Consider the following 21,617-nt stretch of genomic DNA (forward strand, 5'->3'; position numbering starts at 1 on the left):
CCAGGCGAATTCTTGCCTTGAAACGCACGCTTCGGGTTTCTAGGGTCTCGCCGCAGCTACATAAGGAATCCCGGATGCCCCGTTCTGTGATCGAAGCGATCGGCAACACGCCCCTGATCCGCCTCAACAAGGCCTCGGAGCAGACCGGCTGCGAGATCCTGGGCAAGGCCGAGTTCATGAACCCCGGCCAGTCGGTCAAGGATCGCGCAGGCCTGTTCATCATCCGCGACGCCGAACAGCGCGGGCTGTTGAAGCCGGGCGGGGTCATCGTCGAAGGCACGGCCGGCAATACCGGCATCGGCCTGACGCTGGTTGCCAAGGCGCTGGGCTATCGCACAGTGATCGTCATTCCCGACACCCAGAGCCAGGAAAAGAAGGACACGATCAAGCTGCTTGGCGCCGAGCTGATCGAAGTGCCGGCGGTGCCTTACAAGAACCCCAACAACTACGTGAAACTGTCGGGGCGGCTAGCCGAGCAGATGGCGAGGTCGGAGCCGAACGGCGCGATCTGGGCCAACCAGTTCGACAACGTTGCCAATCGCGACGGCCATATCCGCACCACGGCGGAAGAAATCTGGACGCAGACCGGCGGCAAGGTCGACGGTTTCGTCTCGGCGGTGGGTTCGGGCGGAACGCTGGCCGGCGTCGCCTTCGGGCTGAAGGCCAGGAGCAGCAACGTCAAGATCGCGCTCGCCGATCCGCTAGGTGCGGCGCTCTATTCCTTCTACACGAGTGGCGAATTGAAGTCCGACGGCAGCTCGATCACCGAAGGGATAGGGCAGGGGCGCATCACGGCAAATCTCGATGGGTTCACGCCGGACTTCTCGTTCCAGGTGCCGGACGAGGAAGCGCTGCCGATCGTCTTCGACCTGATCCAGGAAGAAGGCCTGTGCGTCGGCGGTTCGACCGGCATCAACATTGCCGGCGCGATCCGGCTGGCGCGCGAGCTTGGCCCCGGCCACACCATCGTGACCATCCTTGCCGACTATGGCACGCGCTACCAGTCGAAGCTGTTCAACCCGGAATTCCTGCGCGAGAAGAACCTGCCGGTGCCGGGCTGGATGGATGAGCGCAGCACAATTTCGGTGCCGTATGAGAAGGTCGCCTGATGGCGCACAGAACAGAAGCGCTGTTTCGCGACGACGCCTATCTCAGAGCGGCTGACGCCACCGTTGTCGCCATCAACGAGCGCGGCGGCATCATTCTCGACCGGACCATCTTCTATGCCACATCGGGCGGCCAGCCTGGCGATACCGGCACATTAGAGCGCGCCGACGGCAGCCGCATCGCCATTGCCGCCACCATCACCGGCGAGACCAAGGACGAGATCATCCATGTGCCGGCGCCGGAGCAACCGGCACCCGAGGTCGGCGAGCAGGTGAAACTCGCCATCGGCTGGGAGCGGCGGCATCTCCTGATGCGCATGCACGCAGCTTGCCATTTGCTCACCGTAGTCTGTCCGTTTCCGATTACCGGTGCTGCGGTTTCCGAAGATGACAGCCGCGTCGACTTCGACGCTCCCGATGCCGGCTTCACGAGGGAAGACGTCACCGCCGGGCTGATGGAGCTGGTGCGAGCCGATCATCCGATCTTCATCAGGCTGATCACCGACGAGGAACTGGCAGCCAATCCTGGCCTGGTGAAATCCAAGAATGTCCGGCCGCCCGCCGGCACCGGCAAGATCCGCCTGGTCTGCATCGGCGACAACGCTTCGATCGACAGCCAGCCCTGCGGCGGCACCCATGTCAAAAGCACCGGCGAAGTCGGTGAAATCCATATCGGCAAGATCGAGAAGAAGGGCCGCGAAAACCGGCGTTTTCGCATTCGCTTCGGACCAATGCCGGTGGCTTGAACGAACCATGATCCCGAAAAGTGGAAGCCGGTTTTCGGGGAAGATCATGGTCAACAGGAAGCAATGCTTCGCCAAGGCGGAGCAGGAGAAGAACAATGGCCGATGACAGCTCTTTCATCGTCGATGCGGACTGGTTGCAGAGCCGTCTTGGCGAGCCCGGCCTGACGATCGTCGATGCATCCTGGTATCTGCCGGCGCAGGAGCGCGATGCGCGCGCCGAGTATGAGGCTGCGCATATTCCGGGCGCGCGATTCTTCGATCATGATGCGGCCTCCGATCCTGATGCCAAGCTGCCGCACACGCTGCCCTCGCCACAGCATTTGGCGCAATATGTAGGCGCCATGGGAATTTCGGCCGACGACACCATTGTCGTCTATGACGGTCCGGGTTTCTTCTCGGCGCCGCGCGCCTGGTGGATGTTCCGCGTCATGGGCGTGTTCCAGGTCTATGTGCTCGACGGCGGCTTCGACCGCTGGAAGGCGGCGGGCCGGCCGGTGACGGCGGAGCCGACCAAGATCGCGCCGAATGTGTTTCATGCCGATTTCGATGCCGCTCGCGTCGCCAGCCTTGCCGACATGCGCCGCATCGTCGAGACTGGCGAGAGCCAGATTGCGGACGCCCGAGGCGCGGGCCGCTTCACCGGCGCCGAGCCAGAGCCCCGCGCGGGTGTTCGCTCCGGCCACATGCCCGGCGCGCACAATTTGCCTTATTCGGCGCTGTCGCTGGATGGCGCGCTGTTGTCGAAGGACCAGTTGCGCAAGGCCGTTGAGGATGCCGGTATCGATCTGTCGAAACCGGTCGTCACCTCTTGCGGTTCCGGCATCACGGCGGCTGTCGTCACTCTGGCGCTGGAGACGCTCGGCCACACCGACAACCGGCTCTACGACGGCTCATGGACGGAATGGGGCGGGCTGGCAGACACGCCCGTGGTGACGGGCAAGGAATGATGGCGATGGAAAATGGCGCGCTGGACGACATCGAGGTTACGGTCACGTTTCTGGAAATGCATGTGCCGCCGGCCTATTCGCCGCCGTTGCCCTACAACAGGCAGATCGCGCTGCTCAGGACCAAGGACATTCCGCTGCATTTCTACCGCTATCTGATGGATCGGGTCGGACGCAAATGGCACTGGGTCAATGTGCTGAGGCTGGACGATGACGAGCTTGCCGCCGGCATCCACCGCGAGGACCGCGACATCAGGGTGCTTTATCTCGACGGCGCGCCGGCCGGGTTCTTCGACCTCAAGCCGCATTTGCCAGAGGAAGTCGAACTCGCTTATTTCGGCATGATGGAACATGCGACCGGGCAAGGCATCGGCCGTTGGTTCCTCGGTGCGGCGATTGCCGCAGCATGGTCGTATGGGCCGAAACGGGTAACGGTGCAGACCTGCACGCTCGACCATCCGGCTGCCTTGCCGCTCTACCAGAAGCTCGGTTTTGCGCCGGTGGCGCAAAAGAAGGAGACCGTGCATCCGCTGTCGTTCGCCGAGCGCTCGGCCAGCGTCATGCGGCCGTGACTTTCTCCGACTGAAGGCCGAACCGACCGTTCATGGCGAGGAATTCCTGCTCGTGCGGACCCAGGACGAGAACTGGCGCAGGCGCCGGGTGACGCTGCGCCGCTTCGACGATTTCATCCGCTGAGCCGGCGCGGGACCTGCCCAATGCCGAAGCAGTCCGGCCTGAGACTGGCCGGGCTGCTGACAGTTGACAGGAATCGGGTGGGAAGCACCTCGGCGGGGGCATAATTTCCGGTCAACCACCACACCGGAGATTTTAGCCATGACCGTCCAGTTCAAAGCCTTGCCGACAGAAGATGTGAGAGCGCTGCAGCGCGGCGGGCCGGACGCCTACGGGCAAACGCCGGAGCGGAAGGTTTCAGATGGCGACGGGGTGCCGTGCCGGCATTGCCTGAGAAACGTCGCCGAAGGCGATGGCTATCTGATCATGGCCTATCGGCCGTTTCCGGCGTTGCAGCCTTACGCCGAGACAGGACCGATCTTCCTGCATGCGCAGGAATGCGAACGCGCAGCCGAGACGGAAGCGCTTCCAGAGATGCTTGAGAGCAGCGACTATATCGTGCGCGGCTATGGTGCGGATGACCGCATCGTCTATGGCAGCGGCGGCGTCATTCCGACTGGCGGCATTGCGGCGCGGGCAGAGACGCTGTTTGAGCGCGCTGACATCGCCTATGTCCACGTCCGCTCGGCGCGCAACAATTGTTATCAGTGCCGCATCGAGCGTTTCTGACAAAAAGATGCCCGCCGGTGGTCTGGCGGGCAGTTGGGAACCGTGTGACGGCACGAGCCGTCAAGTTGGCAGCTCTGTCTGCGCATGCTTTTCGAATGGCGGATGTGAAGCACTTCACACAGCACCGCGATCGTCGCCGGCATGGCGACTCACGCCGATGCCGGTTGGGACTTGTCGTACTCCCGTCGCATTCTCGCGCTAAAAGACCAGCGTCGATGGATTGCCGACCGCGGATGAACCGGCGGGGATCTCGATGACCAAGGAAGCGGGGCTTTGGCTCCGCTTTTTTGTTGTCCGCCAGCCTGTTCAATGCCGGCGCCAGGAATTTTGCGCAAAGAAAAAGCCCGCCGGAATTGACCGACGGGCCTTTGCCGTGTGTGTGTGCGGCGTTTAGTTGAATTTATACTTCGCGCCGACGCGAACGGTCTGGAAGGAAGGCTCGTCGGTGAGGAAGCCGTCCGACCCGAAATCCTCTTTCTCATACTGCGAATAGCGGTATTCGAGACCAAGCGTCATGTTGCTGGAAACGGCCGTTTCCAGGCCGCCACCGACCGAGAAGCCGCTCGAGCCCCAGTCGACGATGTCGCCAACGGGCGAGGAGGCATGCAGGTCGAAATGCTGCCAGCTGTAACCGCCGAGGACATAGGCCAGCGTCGATTCGTTGACCTTGGCGCCGATGCGGGCCAGGGCATCGAAGCCATAGTCGGTATCGCCCTTGATCGACCCACCCGGAATGTCCAGCTTCGAGCGTATGCCGGAATAGCGGGCGTCGACCAGAACGCCGGCGACCCAGCCGCCGAAATCATGGTCGTAACCGATGCTCGCCTCGCCGAACACGCCTTCGCCGCCGATGCCATCCAATTCGAGGGCGCTGGCGAGCGTCAGGTCATGCACCACGGTGCCGGCACCAAGCGCGCCGCCGACATAGAAGCCGGTCCAGTTGTAGGTCGGAGCAGCAAACGAGGCCCCGCCGCCATTCTGGGCGCCGAAGCGGTAGTTGGCCGCGATGTGGAAGGTGTGGCTGGATGGCTCGACATCCAGAGAGGTTCCCGGGCCGCCAATAATGCCGAGGTCAGCCACCGAGTCGTCGCCATAGTTGGCGTAGCGGTACTCGGTCTTAATCGTCCAGTTGCCGCGCAGCACGGTTTCCATGCCAACGCCGACGACATAGCCGCCACGGTTCTCCGTGAAATCGAGACCGTCGGCAAAGCCCGAACCCTCGAGCTTGAAATGGTTCCAGGTGTAGCCGCCGAGCACATAGCCGAGCGTATCGGGGTTCAAGAGATAGCCGGCGCGCAAGCCGACGTCGAAGCCATAAGCGTTCGTCAGGTCGATATCAGCGCCCGGAAGGCTGATCGACGGACCGATATTCCCGATGTTGGCGTCGATGAAGCCACCGAGCAGGAAGCGCTCGGAGACCATATAGTCGTAGCCGGCGGTGATTTCGCCAAACACGCCGTTGCCGCCGATCCCGTTGAAGTCGATCACCGGGTCGACGCTGATGCGATGCACGGTGGCGCCGAAGCCGCCGCCGATGCCGACATAGGCGCCGCTCCAGTTGAAACCGGCAGGTTCTTCCACCGGCTGCACAACATCGGCGGCATGCGCTACCGATATCAAAGCCATTGCCGAAACGGCCCCGAGAAGAACGGATTTAGCAGAGATGAACATTTTAGCCCCTTAGCATAAGAACAAACCCGTCCGTGTTCTAACAGGACGCTCGCCAATATTGGAATGACAAAAATGCCACATCGGCAGGCAAAAGCACCGCCAAGCCGGGCCGTTTCGCCGTGATGTTGCCTTAGAGCCCGCAATTTGTGAGCACGCGGCCAATAAAAAACCCGCCGGCGCAACCGGCGGGTGAGGGAGGCAGAACTGCTTGAGTCGATTAAGGCGTCTGTCAGGCAGCCAGAACCACTTTCGGTTCGACCAGCTCATAGCCGAGTGCTTCGGCGACGGCGCGATTGGTGATCTTGCCCCTGTGGACATTGAGGCCGTTGCGCAAATGGTGGTCGTCGACCAGCGCTTTCAGGCCCTTGTCGGCCAGCTGCAGGCCATAATGCAGCGTCGCGTTGTTGAGCGCGTGCGCCGAGGTCACCGGCACGGCGCCCGGCATGTTGGCGACGCAGTAATGGATCACGCCGTCGACCTCATAGGTCGGCTCGGCATGGGTGGTGGCGTGCGAAGTCTCGAAGCAGCCGCCCTGGTCGATAGCGACGTCGACCAGCACCGAGCCCTTCTTCATGCCCGACAGCATTTCGCGAGTGACCAGCTTGGGTGCAGCAGCACCCGGGATGAGCACGGCGCCGACGACGATGTCGGCCGAGAAGCATTCTTCCTCAAGCGCCTCGACTGTGGAGTAGCGGGTGTGGACGCGGCCGGTAAAGAGGTCGTCCAGCTGGCGCAGGCGCGGGATCGAGCGGTCGATGATGGTGACGTCGGCGCCGAGGCCGACCGCCATGCGGGCGGCATGCAGGCCGACGACGCCGCCGCCGAGCACCGTGACCTTGCCGGGCAGTACGCCGGGCACGCCGCCGAGCAGCACGCCGCGGCCACCATTGGCCTTCTGCAGCGCGGTCGCGCCGGCCTGGATCGACAGGCGGCCGGCAACTTCCGACATCGGCGCCAAGAGCGGCAGGCCGCCGCGGTCGTCGGTTACGGTCTCATAGGCGATTGCGGTGACGCCGGACGCGAGCAGGCCCCTGGTCTGCTCCGGATCCGGGGCCAGGTGCAGATAGGTGTAGAGGATCTGGCCCTCGCGCAGCTGCGCCCATTCGTTGGGCTGCGGCTCCTTGACCTTGACGATCATGTCGGACTTGGCGAACACGTCGGCGGCGGTCCTGGCGATGGTGGCGCCGGCGGCGCGGTAGGCATTGTCATCGGCGCCGATGCCGGCGCCGGCGCCGCTTTCGACCAGCACTTCATGGCCATGCGCGACATATTCGCGGACGGAGCCCGGCGTCAGGCCGACTCGGTATTCGTGGTTCTTGATTTCCTTGGGGCAGCCGACGCGCATAGTCTTCTCCTGATCCGGCCCTTCGGGCTCGTTCCCTGTATCAACCGAGTGAACCACGAATCGTTGCGCAGGTGTTTGCGAATGCGCTTGCGCGAGGTGACGTGTTTCGATAATCGTTGCGCGAAATTGCATAATTTTCGCAGGAATCACTGTAAATGCCGCTCGACAGGATCGATATCGCCATTCTCGAGGCACTGCAGAAGGATGGCCGCATACCCAATGCGGCGCTCGCTGAAAGGGTCGGCCTGTCGCAGTCGGCCTGTTCGCGCCGGCTCGACAATCTGGAGAAATCCGGCACCATCCGCGGCTATCATGCCCGGCTTTCGAATGCCGCGCTCGGCCACCAGATGACGGCGATCGTGCACATATCGCTGTCGGGGCAGTTCGAAAAGACGCTGTCGGATTTCGAGGCGGCGATCAAGCGCTGCCCGAATGTGCTGTCGTGCCACCTGATGTCGGGCGAATACGACTACATCCTGCGCATCGCCGCCAAGGACCTGGTCGACTATGAGCGCATCCACAAGGAGTGGCTGTCGGCGATGCCGCACGTGACCAAGATCAATTCGTCGTTTGCCCTGCGCGAGATCGTCGATCGCACGGCGATGGGCATGAAGCCGGAACTGGCCTAGCCCTGAGCAGTCTCGGTCACCAGCCTATCCATTGGGATGTCGTGCGGCTGCGGGTAGATGGTGGCTATGCGCTGCAGTTCGTAGCCGACGCCGATGACCAATGGCTTGAACGGCATGGCAGCCAGCGTGCGGTCGAAGAAGCCACCGCCATAGCCCAGGCGGTAGTTTCGCGGGTCGATGCCGACGATCGGCGAGATGACGATGTCGGGCAGCACCGGCTCGCCTTCGGCCGGGATCGGGATGTTCCAGATGCCTTTTTCCAGCCGGTCGCCGGGCACATAAGCGCGGAAGATCAGCGGCTGGCCTTTCTCGATGACGACTGGCAGTGCCGTGCGGCCGCCGCGTTCGTTGATCGACGCCATCCACGGCCGCAGGTCCGGCTCGCCGCGAAACGGCCAATAGAGGCTGACCATGCGGCCGGCAATGTCGCCGATTGCCGCGTCGAGGCCTTCGGTGATAGCCCGCGACATCGCCACCCGCGCATCGGCCGAAACCGCCAACCGTGCCGCGATCAGACGCTCGCGCTCGGCCTTGCGCCAACGGCGCACATCGGTCCAGTCGGTCAATGGCGCGCGAAATTCCGGATCGAGTTCGTGCATGAAGCAAGGCGGCGAAGAATATTGCGCCCGCCCTTTGCGATCTTTGTCATCGTCGTTGGCCATGCTTCACTCCCGTGGTTCCAGCCCCTGCAAGGCTATACCCGTCCAGGCTTGCCGACATAGGCATTCGCGACATCCGGCGACGAGTCCTGGGCAGCCTTACGCGCGGCAGTCTAGCGCGCCGCGACATTGTTGCGGTGCACAAAAATCACTAGATAAAGAGAGACAAACAGGGGTGAATGCGATGAGTGAAACCAGCCATCATGTCGTTGTCGTCGGCGCAGGGTTCGGCGGTCTCGAACTCACCCGGGCGCTGGCCGGCGCACCCGTGCGCATCACCATGGTCGACAAGCGCAACCATCACCTTTTCCAGCCGCTGCTTTACCAGGTGGCGACCACCTCGCTGGCGACCTCGGAAGTTGCCTGGCCGATCCGTCATCTGCTGCGCAAGCGCGAGGACGTGACGACCCTGCTCGGGAACGTCACCGGCGTCGACCGTCCAGGCAAACGCGTGCTGCTTGAGGACGGCAGTTCTGTTCCCTACGACACGCTGGTGCTCGCCACCGGCGCGCGTCATGCTTATTTCGGCCACGACGAATGGGAGCCTTTCGCGCCCGGGCTGAAGACGCTCGAAGACGCAACCACCATTCGGCGGCGCATCCTGCTCGCCTTCGAGCAGGCCGAGCGCGAGACCGATCCGGCCAAGCGCCAGGCACTGCTGACACTGGTCATCGTCGGCGGCGGCCCGACCGGCGTGGAGCTTGCCGGCACCATTGTCGAACTCGCGCATGAAACGCTGCGCGGCGAATTCCGCAACATCGACACGCGTGAGGCGCGTGTGGTGCTGGTCGAGGCCGGAGACAGGATCCTCGCCAATTTCGCGCCAAAGCTGTCCGACTATGCGCGCAAGGCGCTGGAGCGGCGGGGCGTCACGGTCGAGCTTGGCCGCGCCGTCACGCGCCTCGATGCCGAAGGCGTCGTCTTTGGCGATACGCATCTGCCGGCGCGAACCATCCTGTGGGCCGCCGGCGTGGCGGCTTCCCCCGCGGGAGAGTGGCTGGGCGCGCCGGTGGACCGGGCGGGCAGGGTAATGGTCGAGCCCGATCTGACCGTGCCGAACAGTCCTGAAATCTTCGTCATCGGCGACACCGCGCATGTCTTGCGGCCGGACGGCAAACCGGTGCCCGGCGTGGCGCCCTCGGCCAAGCAGGAGGGCAAGCATGTCGCCGCGACGATCAGGGCGCGGCTGGCCGGCGATGGCGCGCCGCGGCCTTTCCGCTACAAACATGCCGGCGACCTGGCGACGATCGGCAAGTGGGCAGCCGCGATCGATTTCGGCTCGATCAAGCTCACGGGATGGCTTGCCTGGTGGCTGTGGGGCGTGGCGCATATCTACTTCCTGATCGGTTTCCGCAACCGGCTCTCGGTGTCGCTTAGCTGGCTATTGGATCTATTTCACCGGCCAGCGCAGCGCGCGGCTGATCACCCAGGGCGACGATGACAAGGGCTGAGGTTCTCAACCGCGGCCAAGGATATTCATCCAGCCGTCACCTTTTGCTGATCGACTGACTTCCCGATGGACATGGCCGGTTTTCGGCGCGAAGCTTCCGCCCGGGGCTGGGATCTTGTCACGTCGCTGGGAAGGAAAACCAATGCCGCATCTCAATTACCCCGTCTCCCGCCGTAGTTTTCTTGCCGGTACGGCCGCCAGCGGGGCGCTGATCATGCTCCATCCGTTTTCCGCCCGCGCGCAGGCCAATCAGGCGCATCTGAGGATTATGGAGACCACCGACATCCATGTGAATGTGCTGCCTTACGACTACTACGCAGACAAAGCCAACGACACGATGGGCCTGTCGCGGACGGCCTCACTGATCGCGGCGGTGCGCAAGGAAGCCACCAATGCGATGCTGATCGACAATGGCGATCTTTTGCAGGGCAATCCGATGGGCGATTACATCGCCTATGAGAAGGGCCTCAAGGAAGGCGATCTGCATCCGATCATGAAGGGCATGAACCTGCTGGGCTATGAATGCTCGACGCTCGGCAATCACGAGTTCAACTACGGCCTGTCGTTCCTCGACAAGGTGCTGGCCGGGGCCAATTTCCCGTTCGTCTGCGCCAATCTGATCCGCGGCACCGAGCTTGCCGCCAACCCGCGCGACGACAAGCTCTACCTCAAGCCCTATGTCATCCTCGACAAGAAGATCAAGGACGGGTCGGGCGCCGAGCAGCCGATCAAGATCGGCATCATCGGCTTCGTGCCGCCGCAGATCATGGTCTGGGACCTGAAGAACCTGGAAGGCAATGTCAGGACGCGCGATATCGTCGAGGCGGCCAGGGCCTGGGTTCCGCAGATCAAGGAGGAGGGCGCCGACATCGTCATCGCGCTCTCGCATTCCGGCATCGATATCAAGCAGGGCGACGGCATGGAGAACGCCTCCTTCTTCGTCGCCGGCGTCGAAGGCATCGATGCGGTGTTCACCGGCCATCAGCATTTGGTCTTCCCCGGCAAGAAGGATTTTCAGGCGCTCGAAGGCGTCGACACCGAGAAAGGCACGCTGCAGGGCAAGCCCGCCGTGATGGGCGGTTTCTGGGGCTCGCATATGGGACTGATCGATCTGCTTCTGGAACGGGACGGATCGAAATGGCGCGTAGCCTCGGCCACATCGGAGGCAAGGCCGATCTACCAGCGCGTCGACAAGGCAAACAAGCCGACGGTGGCGGACGACCAGCGCGTCGTCGATGCGCTGAAGGCGGACCATGAGGCGACACTTGCCTATGTCCGCCGACCGGTCGGCAAGACCTCGGCGCCGCTCTATTCCTATTTCGCGCTGGTCGCCGACGATCCGTCGGTGCAGATCGTCAACCAGGCGCAGAGCTGGTACCTCAAGGACATATTGAAGAGCACGCAGTGGAAGGATGTGCCGCTGCTGTCGGCGGCAGCACCCTTCAAGGCCGGCGGGCGCAACGGCGCCGACTACTATACCGACGTGCCGGTGGGCGACCTCGCCATCAAGAACGTCGCCGACCTCTATCTCTATCCGAACACGGTGCGCGCCGTCGAAATCACCGGCGCGCAAGTGAAGGAATGGCTGGAAATGTCGGCCGGCATTTTCAGGAAGATCGAGCCGGGCAAGGCCGACCAGGCGCTCATCGACACCGAATTCCCGTCCTACAATTTCGATGTGATCGATGGCGTCAGCTACGGAATAGACCTGTCGCAGCTGCCGAAATACGATGCCAAGGGTGGCGTCGCCAATGCCGGCTCGAACCGCATCGTCGGCCTCAGCTTCGACGGCAAGCCTATTGATCCGGCAGCGAAATTCGTCGTCGCCACCAACAATTACCGCGCCGGCGGTGGCGGCAATTTCCCCGACATCAATGCCTCGAAGATCATCTACGAGGCGCCGGACACCAACCGCGACGTGATCGTGCGCTACGTCGTCAGCGAAGGCACGATCAATCCCTCGGCCGACGACAATTGGTCGTTCACGCCGCTGCCCGGCACCAGCGTCGTGTTCGAGACCGGCCCCAAAGCGAAGGATTTTATATCGGGAGTGAAATCGCTCAAGATCGAGCCGGCCGGCGAGGGCGAATCCGGGTTTGCGAAGTATCGCATCCTGCTTTGAGGCAACGTGCAGCTAACAGGGAAAACGAGCGGGCATACGCCCGCTCAATCACGCTTCGGATCAGGCCTTGTAGACCACCTGGCGCACGTCGATGTAGCTGGCCCTGAAGCCGGCTTCGCAATAGTGGAGATAGAATTCCCAAAGCTTCTTGAAGCGGTCGTCGAAGCCGAGCGGGACGATCTTTTCCCACGACGCCCAGAAGCGGTTGCGCCATTCGGCAAGCGTGCGGGCATAGTCGTCCGGAAAGACGCGCTCGCGCAGATGGGCAAGGCCATGGTCGCTGCCCAGCGTCTTCAGGATCGACGGCGTCGGCAGCATGCCGCCTGGGAAGACATAGCGCTGGATGAAATCCGGCCGCGCCCGATAGGTGTCGTAGGCGGCCTCGTTGATGGTGATGATCTGCAGGCCGGCGGTGCCGCCGGGCCTCAGGCATGCCTTCATCTTGCCGAAAAATACCGGCCAATATTTTTCGCCGACCGCCTCGAACATCTCGATCGAGGCGATGCGGTCGTAAGTGCCCGTTTCGTCTCGGTAATCCTGCAGCTTGATGTCGACCTTGTCAGACAGTCCCGCCTTCTGGATGCGCGCCTTGGCGAAATCGTGCTGTTCGCGGCTGATGGTCAGGCCGGTGACGCGGCAGCCGATCTCGCGCGCGGCAAATTCGGCAAAACCACCCCAGCCGCAGCCGATCTCGAGCACATGGTCCTTCTTGCCGATACCCGTATCCTTGGCCAGCGCGCGGTATTTGGCGGCCTGAGCGCTTTCCAGGTCGTTGGCGCCGGTCGCATAGAGCGCCGACGAATAGGTCATGCTGGGATCGAGCCATTGCTTGTAGAAGGCGTTGCCGAGATCGTAATGCGCCGAGATGTTGCGCTTCGAGCCTGTGCGGGTGTTTTCGTTGAACCAGTGGCGGATGCGCTGGACCGTGTTGATGAGCCAGCTGGCGCCGCCGGCAATGCGTTCGCCAACGGCCGAGTTGACGACGAACAGTTCCAGGAAGCTGGTTACATCAGGGCTTTCCCAGTCGCCGTCCATGTAGGATTCGGCAACGCCGATGGTGCCGCCGGAAAAGGCACGGCCGGGCAGGCGCCAGTTCTTCAACACCAGCTCGGCATCCGGCCCGGGTCCGTTGCCGCCGACAAGCACCGCCCGGCCATCCGGCATCCTCACCTTCAGCGAACCGCGCGGCAATTTCATCGCCGCCGACAGCACCATGCGCGCCTTGGCCGGCAGGCCCTTGACGATCTCGGCGAAATTGAGTTCGTCCAGCCTGATGGCGTCGCCGATGCCTTTGTATTCCCTGACAGCCATCTCACACCCCCCTGGACTTCCGCGGGGGCGGCGCAAGATCTGCCGGCCTCCACATCCTCCACTTTCATTCGCCAGGCGCGAACGCCGTAGCCTGCTTAAATTTTCGCCACAATCTTCCATGGCATTGGCCGAAACTTCAAGAGGCAAGCTTCGTGCGGCGCTGGCCCAGCTTGCCGGCCTGAGGCCAGAATCCGCGGGAGAGCGCGGCCCTCGGCGAAATCGCTATGGTTACGAACAGCCACATACGTTAGTTTCAGCCATGCGTTATGTCATCGTCATCGTCGCCATCGCCTTTTTCCTGATCTGGGACGGCCTCTACAATCAGGGCCGCTATCTCGACACGACGGTCAGGGAGATGTCGCGCGTCGTGCGCTACGTCACCGGCGGGGCCTAGCTTTTGCGCCTCTGCAAAGTCGCCTGCCGGCGTTGCCGGGCGCGACATCGTGGCGGTTGACGCGACGGTCCCGCTCACACAAAACATGCCGCAAATCGAACGTGGAGGCAGGCGTGATCCGGCATATCGTTTTCTTCAGCGCGCGGCGCAAGGACGATGTCGAGGCCGTGCGTACGGGCTTGCTCACACTGGGCAAGATCCCGCATTCAAGCCTCTTCGAGGTGACGCTCAACACCAAGGTCGATCCGCTGTCGGATGCGATCGACGTGGTCGTCTATGCCGAGTTTGAGGATGATGCCGCGCTTGCCGCATACAAGGCGCACCCGCTCTATGCCGAGACGACCAGCCGGGTCAAACCCTTGCGCGAATTGCGCTATTCGGCCGATATCGTGGCGACGGCCTGATCGGGCCGGCAAGAGGCCTTGAACCAATTTCGGGAATGATGCACACCGCGCCGGCATGACCAGCACGACCCATCCGCTTGACCATCTGGTGCTGCCGACGGCGAGCCTCGCCGTGGCGTGGGCGCGGCTGACATCGCTTGGCTTCATCGTCGCGCCAACCGGCGTTCATCCCTTTGGCACCGAAAATTGCTGCGTCTTCCTTGCCGACGGCACCTATCTCGAACCGCTGGCGGTTGGGAATGAACAGGTGGCAGCGAGTGCGATCGCCGGCGGCAATGTCTTTGTCGCGCGCGACCGCCTCTATCGCGCCAGGCTGGGCGATGAGGGCTTTTCCGCCGTGGTGCTGGCCACCGATGATGCCGATGCGGATCATGCGCGCTATGTCTCGGTCGGTCTGTCGGCGGGGGACGTGCTGAGCTTTTCCCGCGCCTTCACCGACACGGCCGGAAAGAGCGACATGGCCTCGTTCAAACTGGCTTTCGCCGCCGGCGCCGAGACGACGGACGCCTTTCTGTTCGCTTGCGAGCGGATCAACGCCCCTCAAATCGACCGTACGGCACTGCAGGCCCATGCCAACGGCGTGACCGGCATTGCCGAAGTCGTTGCGGTCAGCGATGTGCCTTCCACACAGATCAGCCTGATCTCGACAGTGGTTGGCTCGGAGCAGCAGAGCAGCGCGGTCTTCGACCTGCCGAATGCGCGTCTGACCGTTCTGGATCCTGCGGCTTTCACCGCGCGCTTCGACATTCCGGCCGGTGCGCCGACAAGAGTTCGCTTCGCCGCGATTGTCTTTTCAGTCCGCAGTGTCGGCGCTGTCGCGAGGCTGCTTGCAGACAACGCCGTCGGGCACGATATAGCGGGCAACGAAATCGTCGTGCAGCCGGCATCCGGACAGGGCGCGGCTTTCATCTTCCGGGAGACCCCATGAGCAAGCCGCAAGGGCTCAATTCGCTGGCGCCGAATTCGTCGGTAACCGTCGGCAACGTCGTCTTCGACAACAGCGGGCCCTTGGCGTTGATCGCCGGCCCGTGCCAGTTCGAATCGCGCCAGCACGCTTTCGACATGGCCGGCGCGCTGAAGGAACTGACCGGCAAGCTCGGCATCGGCCTCGTCTACAAGACCAGCTACGACAAGGCCAACCGCACCTCGCTGTCGGCAACGCGCGGCGCCGGCATGGACGCGGCGCTTCCGGTGTTCGACGAGTTGCGCAAGGAATTTTCGGTTCCCATTCTGACCGATGTCCACACCGAGGAGCAGTGCGCGATCGTCGCACACCATGTCGATGTGCTGCAGATTCCGGCGTTCCTGTCGCGCCAGACCGACATGCTGGTCGCCGCCGCCAAGACCGGCAAGGTGATCAACGTCAAGAAGGGGCAGTTCCTGGCGCCCTGGGACATGAAGAACGTGGTGGCCAAGATCACCGGCTCCGGCAACCCCAATGTGCTGACCACCGAGCGCGGCGCTTCCTTCGGCTACAACACGCTGGTGTCGGACATGCGGGCTTTGCCCGTGATGGCCGAGATCGGCGCGCCGGTGATTTTCGACGCCACCCATTCGGTGCAGCAGCCGGGCGGGCAGGGCGGTTCCTCCGGTGGCGAGCGCCGCTTTGTCGAGACGCTGGCGCGGGCTGCCGTTGCCGTCGGCGTCGCCGGCGTGTTCATAGAGACCCACCAGGATCCCGACAATTCGACCTCCTCCGACGGGCCCAACATGCTGCCGCTGAAGGACATGCCGGCGCTGCTCGAAAGACTGATGGCATTCGACCGCATCGCCAAGAATGCTGCTGACCTGAACCGAGGCTGATGGTTTCGGCTATGGCGCGCGCGCTGCCCTGCTTGTGGAAGGCATAAGCCGGCTGTAGGCTCGCTGCTGCAAATGAGCGTCTTGGCAGGAGGAAGCCATGTCCGTCGCCCGCGTCACCGAAATCACGTCGTCGTCGAAAAAGAGCTTTCAGGACGCCATCGAGAAGGGGATTGAGCGCGCCTCAAAGACCCTGAAGAACGTCGAAGGCGCCTGGATCCAGGACCAGAAGATCGTCGTCGAGGACGGCAGGATCGCGGCCTATCGCGTCAACATGAAGGTGACGTTCATCCTCGCGGAGTAACCGCCCGCCGCTCGAAAAAACGGGAACTTTCGCCCGCGCCCCTCATTGTCAAAGTATCGATCAACGACATGAGGAGCAGCAGCCATGACCACCCAGACAGGCCACACCGAAGCCATCGCCGCTTCGCGCGTCATCGGCACGTCGGTCTACAACACCGAAGGCACGAGCATCGGCAGCATCGAGGACATCATGCTCGACAAGACGTCGAACGGCATCATGTTCGCGGTGATCGGGTTCGGTGGATTTCTCGGCATTGGCGAGAAGTATCACGCCATTCCGTGGGCGAGCCTCGACTATGACGAGGACAAGGGCGGCTATGTCGTGCCGTTCTCGAAGGAGCAGCTGAAGGCAGCACCCGCCTATTCGATCAATGAACTGGCCGGCGCCGATGGCGAGGCCGCGCGTGATGCTTCCTATGATTACTACAAGGTCACGCCGTATTGGCATTGATCAGCTGCGCTGACGCCTGACGTGAAAAGGCCCCCGAATTCCGAAACGGGGGCCTTTTCAGTGCAACCCGACAGTTTCTAAATTATTCTGCCGCATGAAACGTGGACAGCTGCGTCGCCGCCCTTGGCGGCTGCTGCGTATCGCAGGACGTCAGGAACGCCGCCGCGATCAGGAACAAACTCACGATACCGCTCAACTCGGACATGGCGAAACTCCTCCTGTTTCGCCCCGCGCATCACCATCCTAGTCGACACAGAGATTGTTATCTCTGAATTATGATGACGTGGTGTTGTCGAACGTGATCCGAGGCATGCTCAGCCGAGGAGTCCGGCATTCTTCACCGCCTTGAAAACCTTTTCGTGCCAGGCGATCCGATCCGCTTCGCCATTGGCCTGCGTGGTTGAATTGGCGTTGCCGACGTTGATCGCGCGCGAGATCTTTTTGATCAGGCCGGAATCAGCAAAGGCATTGCAGCCTGAGCCTTTCCATTCGGCGCAAGCTGCGAGCAGCGAAATCTGCGGATCCTCGATCAGTTCAGGATGATTGGCGAGGTCGACCTTGGCGAGCTTGCCCTTGGCCGTGTACGCGTCGCGTCCGGTGGTCTGGAACGTACCGCCGCCGCGGAAATTGAAGCCGTCCAACGTTCCTTTCACATTGCCCATGCGGTCGCCATAGGCCCAGTCGCCCAGGGCTTGCGGCTTGCGCAGCAGGTTGTCCTCGATCCACTGATCGGTCTTGCCCGCGGCTCGCGACCTCCATGCTTTCCGGATTGCCGCCACGGTCGTGTAGGACAGGGATTCGCGAATGAGGGTGAAGCCACCGGTTTCCATCGCCGCTTGAGCGAAGAAATGCATCAGCCGATCATAATTGTTGCACACGCCATGATCGCCAAGTGTCTTGAGGCCCTTGTCGGAGGTAAAGGCGCCGATGTAACCGTCATAGATTGTTCGCTTGGAACCGCTTGTCGGTCTCGGCGCGAATTTCTGGAAGACCGCTGCCGGCAAACCCTTGTTCGGATCGCCCGCAACCGCTTCGAGCACGCTCTCGACACTCTCGGTCGACAGCACCGGTTCGCCTTCGACGACCACCGAAGCATTGGGAATTCGCTTGCCGTTGCTTTTCGGGAAGCCACCGCCGGCAAAGGTTTTCAGATCGTCAATGAGGGCGATTACGCGTGTCCGGCTCTCCGTGAAATCCATGTCGGAAAGCGGACCACTCACCTTCTTCGTCGGGTTGATGCATCCGACGCTGGACAGGAAATTGACGCCCGGATGGATCAGGATTTCGGTGCGCTTGTTGGTCTTCAGCAGTTCGAGTCCAGGTTTGGGTGGCGTCTTGGCGCCAGTGTAGCCTATGGTCACATATTTGCCTCCGGCCTGTGTCGCCAGCGGATAGGTGCCGGGCTCGATGCGCCTGCCATTGTCTTCTTTGGAATTGTCGCCTGGGCCGCGAGATTCACACACGAACCCCGATAGACCCGTTACTGCCGTGCCGTTGTGGAAGACTTTATAGGTACCAACCGTCCTGCGTCTGGTGCCCCTCATATGCTCGACTTTGCGGCTAATAAGAAGTTCCCAGCCAGTGCCTGAAATCGCTGCCATTGCCGCCTCCCCAAAGAGTTCAAGTGTGTTGATTTCACTGTGGTCGCCAAATAGTTCGCGTTGTAGATGTGACGCTAACATCTTCGAATTCTCTGCATTGTGAAGTTTGTCACGTTGGCGGTAGCCTCTTTTGAAGCATCTGCTGGAGTTTGCGTGCCGCCTGGTATTTTGTGATAAGGGATTGCCGCGATCAAAGGGGAGGGGCACCCGCCCCATGCGGCGCCAGACATATGACGTCAGGGCGGGCTGTTTGCGTTCAGATGGCGTCGCCCATGCCCCACGGCCTGAGCGCATGGGGCGATCGTCACTATTATTTCATGCCATTCCTGATTGCCTTTTGCGGCACTTTGGCTAAGAGGGGCGCGACGCTTTCAATCGATCAATCGGGGACATCGCAATGACCGCCATCATCGACATTGTCGGGCGTGAAATCCTGGACAGCCGTGGAAATCCGACCGTCGAGGTCGACGTCGTTCTCGAAGACGGCTCGATGGGCCGCGCCGCGGTGCCGTCCGGCGCGTCGACCGGCGCGCATGAGGCCGTCGAACTGCGCGACGGTGGCGCCCGCTATCTCGGCAAGGGCGTGCTCAAGGCGGTCGAGGCCGTCAATGGCGAGCTGTTCGAGGCGATCGGCGGCATGGAAGCCGAGAACCAGATCCACATTGACCAGACCATGATCGAGCTCGACGGCACGCCCAACAAGAGCCGGCTCGGCGCCAACGCCATTCTCGGCGTTTCGCTGGCGGTCGCCAAGGCAGCAGCGGAAGCCGCCGGCCTGCCACTCTACCGCTATGTCGGCGGCACCAAGGCGCATTTGCTGCCGGTGCCCATGATGAACATCATCAACGGCGGCGCGCATGCCGACAATCCGATCGATTTCCAGGAATTCATGATCCTGCCGGTCGGCGCGCCGACGCTGCGCGAAGGCGTGCGCTGGGGCTCGGAAATCTTCCACACGCTGCGCAAGAAGCTCAAGGATGCCGGCCACAACACCAATGTCGGCGACGAAGGCGGCTTCGCGCCCAATCTGAAGAGTGCGCCGGTGGCGCTCGATTTCATCATGGAATCAATCGAGAAGGCCGGCTTCAAGCCGGGCGAAGAGATCGCGCTCGGTCTCGACTGTGCGGCGACCGAATTCTTCAAGGACGGCAATTACGTCTATGAGGGCGAGAAGAAGACCCGCGATCCCAAGGCGCAGGCCAAGTACCTGGCCAAGCTCGCCGCCGACTATCCGATCATCTCGATCGAGGACGGCCTGGCCGAGGACGACTGGGAGGGCTGGAAGTACCTGACCGATTTGATCGGCAACAAGACGCAGCTGGTTGGCGACGACCTCTTCGTCACCAACACGGCGCGGCTGCGCGACGGCATCCGCATGGGTGTCGCCAATTCGATCCTGGTCAAGGTCAACCAGATCGGCTCGCTCACCGAAACGCTCGACGCTGTCGAGACCGCGCACAAGGCAGGCTACACAGCCGTCATGTCGCACCGTTCGGGCGAAACCGAGGATTCGACCATCGCCGACCTCGCCGTCGCCACCAATTGCGGGCAGATCAAGACCGGTTCGCTGTCGCGCTCGGATCGCATGGCCAAGTACAACCAGCTGATCCGCATCGAGGAAGAGCTCGGCAAGCAGGCGCGCTACGCCGGCAAGTCGGTAATCAAAGCTTAAATTCTGCTGAACTGGCGAAAACGACGAAGGGCGGGATTTTCCCGCCCTTTTTCGTTGCGGGCGCTGGCTAATGCACCTGTCCGTAACCGTCCATTAAGCACAATCGGGCGAGATAGACAGGTCAGAGGATTGCGACCATGTGGACACGCCAGCACAAGCAGAGAAACACCGGCCGGCTGATCATCCCGTCGCTTTGCGTGGCGTTCCTGGCCTATTTCGGCTTCCATGCCTATCATGGCGAGTTCGGCATCAATTCCAAATATCAGCTCGAAGCGCAGACCATCGAATTGCAGGCCAAGTACGATGCCATCAAGGCGCGCCGGGTCGATCTGGAGCGGCGCGTCCAGCTGATGCATGAGGGTACGCTTGAAAAGGATATGCTCGACGAGCAGGCACGCCGGGCGCTCAATATGTCCCAGCCCGATGAAATCACCATCATGCTGCCGGCCAATTTGAAATAACCTAATTTCGGTTAATCGTTTTTATTTCCAATGATTCTAGGCATTTAGATGCATGCCAGCCATGCGTTTTTCTGCATGGCGAAACGCGGTCTCGCATGTTAGCTTCCTTCCAATCGGTGGGGAGGAGCTGATCCTCCCCGGAGCAGACATGGTCTGCTTTAGTGTCCGCAAAGAGACGCCAACAGGGAGTGATGCATGGCCACCGCCGCCAAAAAAGCGCCTGCCAAATCCGTTAAATCGACATCCGCCAAATCAACGGGGCTTTCCGCCCCCAAGCCGGCCGACTTCACCAAGGACGAGGAGCTTGCCGCCTACCGGCACATGCTGCTTATCCGCCGCTTCGAGGAAAAGGCCGGCCAGCTCTACGGCATGGGCTTTATCGGCGGCTTCTGCCACCTCTATATCGGCCAGGAAGCGGTCGTCACCGGCATGAAGATGTCGCTGATCAACGGCGACCAGATGATCACCGCCTATCGCGACCATGGCCACATGCTGGCGATGGAACTCTCACCGCGGGGCGTCATGGCAGAGCTGACCGGACGCCGTGGTGGCCTGTCGAGGGGCAAGGGCGGCTCCATGCACATGTTCTCCAAGGAGAAGCATTTTTACGGCGGCCACGGCATTGTCGGCGCGCAGGTCTCGCTCGGCACCGGTCTCGCCTTCGCCAACCGCTACCGCGACAACAACAATGTGTCGCTGACCTATTTCGGCGATGGCGCAGCCAACCAGGGTCAGGTCTATGAAAGCTTCAACATGGCCTCGCTGTGGAAGCTGCCGGTGATCTACATCATCGAGAACAACCGCTACGCCATGGGCACTTCGGTGTCGCGCTCGTCGGCCGAAACCAATTTTTCGCATCGCGGCGCCTCGTTCAAGATTCCCGGCATTCAGGTCGACGGCATGGATGTGCGTGCGGTCAAATCCGCCGGCGATCAGGCGACCGAATGGTGCCGTGCCGGCAACGGTCCGATCATCCTCGAGATGCAGACCTATCGCTATCGCGGTCACTCGATGTCGGATCCCGCGAAATACCGCTCCAAGGAAGAAGTGCAAAAGATGCGCTCGGATCATGATCCGATCGAGCAGGTCAAGGCGCGGCTGACGGCCAAGAAGTGGGCGACCGAGGACGAACTCAAGAACATCGACAAGGAAGTCCGCGACATCGTCGCCGACGCCGCCGAATTTGCCCAGCACGACGCAGAGCCGGATCCGTCCGAGCTCTGGACCGACATCGTATTGTAACGGG

At 62.0% G+C, this 21,617-nt stretch carries 22 protein-coding genes and 2 pseudogenes; 18 read left to right on the forward strand and 6 right to left on the reverse strand.

The genetic code is table 11. From position 1 onward, the window contains the following. Positions 1–74 precede the first annotated feature (74 nt). The 6 genes and pseudogenes from NKI46_RS08800 to NKI46_RS08825 all read left to right on the forward strand — a co-directional run bounded on the left by NKI46_RS08800 (position 75) and on the right by NKI46_RS08825 (position 4,098). Complete coding sequence (locus NKI46_RS08800; RefSeq protein WP_023738892.1) at positions 75–1,109, forward strand: cysteine synthase A; 1,035 nt, start codon at positions 75–77, stop codon at positions 1,107–1,109. Continuing rightward, positions 1,109–1,852 carry an alanyl-tRNA editing protein gene (locus tag NKI46_RS08805; RefSeq protein ID WP_352745768.1) on the forward strand — a complete coding sequence of 248 codons (744 nt, stop codon included), beginning with the start codon at positions 1,109–1,111 and terminating at the stop codon, positions 1,850–1,852. Before NKI46_RS08800 ends, NKI46_RS08805 begins: the two co-directional genes overlap by 1 nt. A 95-nt stretch (positions 1,853–1,947) precedes the next feature. Further along, complete coding sequence (gene sseA, locus NKI46_RS08810) at positions 1,948–2,799, forward strand: 3-mercaptopyruvate sulfurtransferase (RefSeq protein WP_352745771.1); 852 nt, start codon at positions 1,948–1,950, stop codon at positions 2,797–2,799. Positions 2,800–2,804: 5 nt separating this feature from the next. After that, positions 2,805–3,368 carry a GNAT family N-acetyltransferase gene (locus NKI46_RS08815; RefSeq protein WP_023682574.1) on the forward strand — a complete coding sequence of 188 codons (564 nt, stop codon included), beginning with the start codon at positions 2,805–2,807 and terminating at the stop codon, positions 3,366–3,368. A 19-nt stretch (positions 3,369–3,387) separates the two neighbouring features. After that, positions 3,388–3,492, forward strand: a pseudogene (locus tag NKI46_RS08820) (OmpA family protein); the annotation flags it as partial. A 138-nt stretch (positions 3,493–3,630) separates the two neighbouring features. Further along, complete coding sequence (locus NKI46_RS08825) at positions 3,631–4,098, forward strand: DUF1203 domain-containing protein (RefSeq protein WP_023736671.1); 468 nt, start codon at positions 3,631–3,633, stop codon at positions 4,096–4,098. A 390-nt stretch (positions 4,099–4,488) separates the two neighbouring features. Here the strand turns inward: NKI46_RS08825 and NKI46_RS08830 are convergent, their stop codons facing one another. Beyond that, entirely contained in the window at positions 4,489–5,724 is a 1,236-nt protein-coding gene (locus tag NKI46_RS08830) for an outer membrane protein (protein ID WP_081725379.1), read from the reverse strand. Between the two features lie 274 nt (positions 5,725–5,998). Continuing rightward, positions 5,999–7,114: an alanine dehydrogenase gene (gene ald / locus NKI46_RS08835; RefSeq protein ID WP_352745773.1), complete on the reverse strand. Its 1,116-nt coding sequence runs from the start codon at positions 7,112–7,114 to the stop codon at positions 5,999–6,001. 155 nt (positions 7,115–7,269) lie between these two features. Here ald and NKI46_RS08840 point away from each other — a divergent pair, with 155 nt between their 5' ends. Beyond that, on the forward strand, positions 7,270–7,743 hold the full coding sequence (locus tag NKI46_RS08840) for an Lrp/AsnC family transcriptional regulator (protein ID WP_023668897.1): 474 nt from the start codon (positions 7,270–7,272) through the stop codon (positions 7,741–7,743). On the opposite strand, the gene NKI46_RS08845 is transcribed toward NKI46_RS08840, so the two are convergent. Next, positions 7,740–8,405 carry a 5-formyltetrahydrofolate cyclo-ligase gene (locus NKI46_RS08845; RefSeq protein WP_352745775.1) on the reverse strand — a complete coding sequence of 222 codons (666 nt, stop codon included), beginning with the start codon at positions 8,403–8,405 and terminating at the stop codon, positions 7,740–7,742. The genes NKI46_RS08840 and NKI46_RS08845 overlap by 4 nt on opposite strands. A 181-nt stretch (positions 8,406–8,586) precedes the next feature. Here NKI46_RS08845 and NKI46_RS08850 point away from each other — a divergent pair. After that, positions 8,587–9,853, forward strand: a pseudogene (locus tag NKI46_RS08850) (NAD(P)/FAD-dependent oxidoreductase). A 141-nt stretch (positions 9,854–9,994) separates the two neighbouring features. Then, positions 9,995–11,974 (forward strand): bifunctional 2',3'-cyclic-nucleotide 2'-phosphodiesterase/3'-nucleotidase, encoded by a 1,980-nt coding sequence (locus NKI46_RS08855; protein WP_023738884.1) that lies wholly within the window; start codon positions 9,995–9,997, stop codon positions 11,972–11,974. A gap of 60 nt (positions 11,975–12,034) precedes the next feature. On the opposite strand, the gene NKI46_RS08860 is transcribed toward NKI46_RS08855, so the two are convergent. Continuing rightward, positions 12,035–13,285, reverse strand: coding sequence for an SAM-dependent methyltransferase (locus NKI46_RS08860; RefSeq protein ID WP_023696084.1), 1,251 nt, complete (start codon positions 13,283–13,285; stop codon positions 12,035–12,037). 259 nt (positions 13,286–13,544) lie between these two features. Between NKI46_RS08860 and NKI46_RS08865 the strand changes: the two genes are divergently transcribed. The 6 genes from NKI46_RS08865 to NKI46_RS08890 all read left to right on the forward strand — a co-directional run bounded on the left by NKI46_RS08865 (position 13,545) and on the right by NKI46_RS08890 (position 16,637). Then, positions 13,545–13,679: a hypothetical protein gene (locus tag NKI46_RS08865; protein ID WP_023696085.1), complete on the forward strand. Its 135-nt coding sequence runs from the start codon at positions 13,545–13,547 to the stop codon at positions 13,677–13,679. Between the two features lie 113 nt (positions 13,680–13,792). Next, on the forward strand, positions 13,793–14,083 hold the full coding sequence (locus NKI46_RS08870; RefSeq protein ID WP_023696086.1) for a Dabb family protein: 291 nt from the start codon (positions 13,793–13,795) through the stop codon (positions 14,081–14,083). Positions 14,084–14,138: 55 nt separating this feature from the next. Beyond that, complete coding sequence (locus NKI46_RS08875; RefSeq protein ID WP_023738883.1) at positions 14,139–15,011, forward strand: VOC family protein; 873 nt, start codon at positions 14,139–14,141, stop codon at positions 15,009–15,011. After that, the gene (kdsA, locus tag NKI46_RS08880) at positions 15,008–15,886 is read left to right on the forward strand and encodes a 3-deoxy-8-phosphooctulonate synthase (protein ID WP_027050832.1); all 879 of its coding nucleotides are present in this window, start codon (positions 15,008–15,010) and stop codon (positions 15,884–15,886) included. Before NKI46_RS08875 ends, kdsA begins: the two co-directional genes overlap by 4 nt. A gap of 97 nt (positions 15,887–15,983) precedes the next feature. Continuing rightward, complete coding sequence (locus NKI46_RS08885; protein ID WP_023668908.1) at positions 15,984–16,187, forward strand: dodecin family protein; 204 nt, start codon at positions 15,984–15,986, stop codon at positions 16,185–16,187. Between the two features lie 84 nt (positions 16,188–16,271). Beyond that, on the forward strand, positions 16,272–16,637 hold the full coding sequence (locus NKI46_RS08890) for a PRC-barrel domain-containing protein (protein WP_023668909.1): 366 nt from the start codon (positions 16,272–16,274) through the stop codon (positions 16,635–16,637). 82 nt (positions 16,638–16,719) lie between these two features. On the opposite strand, the gene NKI46_RS08895 is transcribed toward NKI46_RS08890, so the two are convergent. After that, positions 16,720–16,842, reverse strand: a complete 123-nt coding sequence (locus NKI46_RS08895) for a hypothetical protein (protein WP_023668910.1) — start codon at positions 16,840–16,842, stop codon at positions 16,720–16,722. A gap of 109 nt (positions 16,843–16,951) precedes the next feature. Further along, positions 16,952–18,532, reverse strand: coding sequence for a glycoside hydrolase family 19 protein (locus NKI46_RS08900; RefSeq protein WP_352459013.1), 1,581 nt, complete (start codon positions 18,530–18,532; stop codon positions 16,952–16,954). Between the two features lie 103 nt (positions 18,533–18,635). Between NKI46_RS08900 and eno the strand changes: the two genes are divergently transcribed. The 3 genes from eno to pdhA all read left to right on the forward strand — a co-directional run bounded on the left by eno (position 18,636) and on the right by pdhA (position 21,613). Continuing rightward, positions 18,636–19,910, forward strand: a complete 1,275-nt coding sequence (gene eno, locus NKI46_RS08905) for a phosphopyruvate hydratase (protein ID WP_023688446.1) — start codon at positions 18,636–18,638, stop codon at positions 19,908–19,910. 137 nt (positions 19,911–20,047) lie between these two features. Continuing rightward, positions 20,048–20,371, forward strand: a complete 324-nt coding sequence (locus NKI46_RS08910; RefSeq protein WP_352745779.1) for an FtsB family cell division protein — start codon at positions 20,048–20,050, stop codon at positions 20,369–20,371. A gap of 195 nt (positions 20,372–20,566) precedes the next feature. Next, positions 20,567–21,613 carry a pyruvate dehydrogenase (acetyl-transferring) E1 component subunit alpha gene (gene pdhA / locus NKI46_RS08915; protein WP_023682559.1) on the forward strand — a complete coding sequence of 349 codons (1,047 nt, stop codon included), beginning with the start codon at positions 20,567–20,569 and terminating at the stop codon, positions 21,611–21,613. The last annotated feature ends 4 nt before the right edge of the window (positions 21,614–21,617 follow it).

Origin of the sequence: Mesorhizobium sp. M0615, assembly GCF_040320805.1 — a bacterium.
Classification (GTDB): Bacteria; Pseudomonadota; Alphaproteobacteria; order Rhizobiales; family Rhizobiaceae; genus Mesorhizobium.

Coding starts and splice junctions, on each gene's coding strand:
- NKI46_RS08800 (WP_023738892.1), top strand. CDS start 75: ATGCCCCGTTCTGTGATCGAAGCGATCGGCAACACGCCCCTGATCCGC.
- NKI46_RS08805 (WP_352745768.1), top strand. CDS start 1,109: ATGGCGCACAGAACAGAAGCGCTGTTTCGCGACGACGCCTATCTCAGA.
- sseA (WP_352745771.1), top strand. CDS start 1,948: ATGGCCGATGACAGCTCTTTCATCGTCGATGCGGACTGGTTGCAGAGC.
- NKI46_RS08815 (WP_023682574.1), top strand. CDS start 2,805: ATGGAAAATGGCGCGCTGGACGACATCGAGGTTACGGTCACGTTTCTG.
- NKI46_RS08825 (WP_023736671.1), top strand. CDS start 3,631: ATGACCGTCCAGTTCAAAGCCTTGCCGACAGAAGATGTGAGAGCGCTG.
- NKI46_RS08830 (WP_081725379.1), bottom strand. CDS start 5,724: ATGGCTTTGATATCGGTAGCGCATGCCGCCGATGTTGTGCAGCCGGTG.
- ald (WP_352745773.1), bottom strand. CDS start 7,114: ATGCGCGTCGGCTGCCCCAAGGAAATCAAGAACCACGAATACCGAGTC.
- NKI46_RS08840 (WP_023668897.1), top strand. CDS start 7,270: ATGCCGCTCGACAGGATCGATATCGCCATTCTCGAGGCACTGCAGAAG.
- NKI46_RS08845 (WP_352745775.1), bottom strand. CDS start 8,405: ATGGCCAACGACGATGACAAAGATCGCAAAGGGCGGGCGCAATATTCT.
- NKI46_RS08855 (WP_023738884.1), top strand. CDS start 9,995: ATGCCGCATCTCAATTACCCCGTCTCCCGCCGTAGTTTTCTTGCCGGT.
- NKI46_RS08860 (WP_023696084.1), bottom strand. CDS start 13,285: ATGGCTGTCAGGGAATACAAAGGCATCGGCGACGCCATCAGGCTGGAC.
- NKI46_RS08865 (WP_023696085.1), top strand. CDS start 13,545: ATGCGTTATGTCATCGTCATCGTCGCCATCGCCTTTTTCCTGATCTGG.
- NKI46_RS08875 (WP_023738883.1), top strand. CDS start 14,139: ATGACCAGCACGACCCATCCGCTTGACCATCTGGTGCTGCCGACGGCG.
- kdsA (WP_027050832.1), top strand. CDS start 15,008: ATGAGCAAGCCGCAAGGGCTCAATTCGCTGGCGCCGAATTCGTCGGTA.
- NKI46_RS08885 (WP_023668908.1), top strand. CDS start 15,984: ATGTCCGTCGCCCGCGTCACCGAAATCACGTCGTCGTCGAAAAAGAGC.
- NKI46_RS08890 (WP_023668909.1), top strand. CDS start 16,272: ATGACCACCCAGACAGGCCACACCGAAGCCATCGCCGCTTCGCGCGTC.
- NKI46_RS08895 (WP_023668910.1), bottom strand. CDS start 16,842: ATGTCCGAGTTGAGCGGTATCGTGAGTTTGTTCCTGATCGCGGCGGCG.
- NKI46_RS08900 (WP_352459013.1), bottom strand. CDS start 18,532: ATGCGCTCAGGCCGTGGGGCATGGGCGACGCCATCTGAACGCAAACAG.
- eno (WP_023688446.1), top strand. CDS start 18,636: ATGACCGCCATCATCGACATTGTCGGGCGTGAAATCCTGGACAGCCGT.
- NKI46_RS08910 (WP_352745779.1), top strand. CDS start 20,048: ATGTGGACACGCCAGCACAAGCAGAGAAACACCGGCCGGCTGATCATC.
- pdhA (WP_023682559.1), top strand. CDS start 20,567: ATGGCCACCGCCGCCAAAAAAGCGCCTGCCAAATCCGTTAAATCGACA.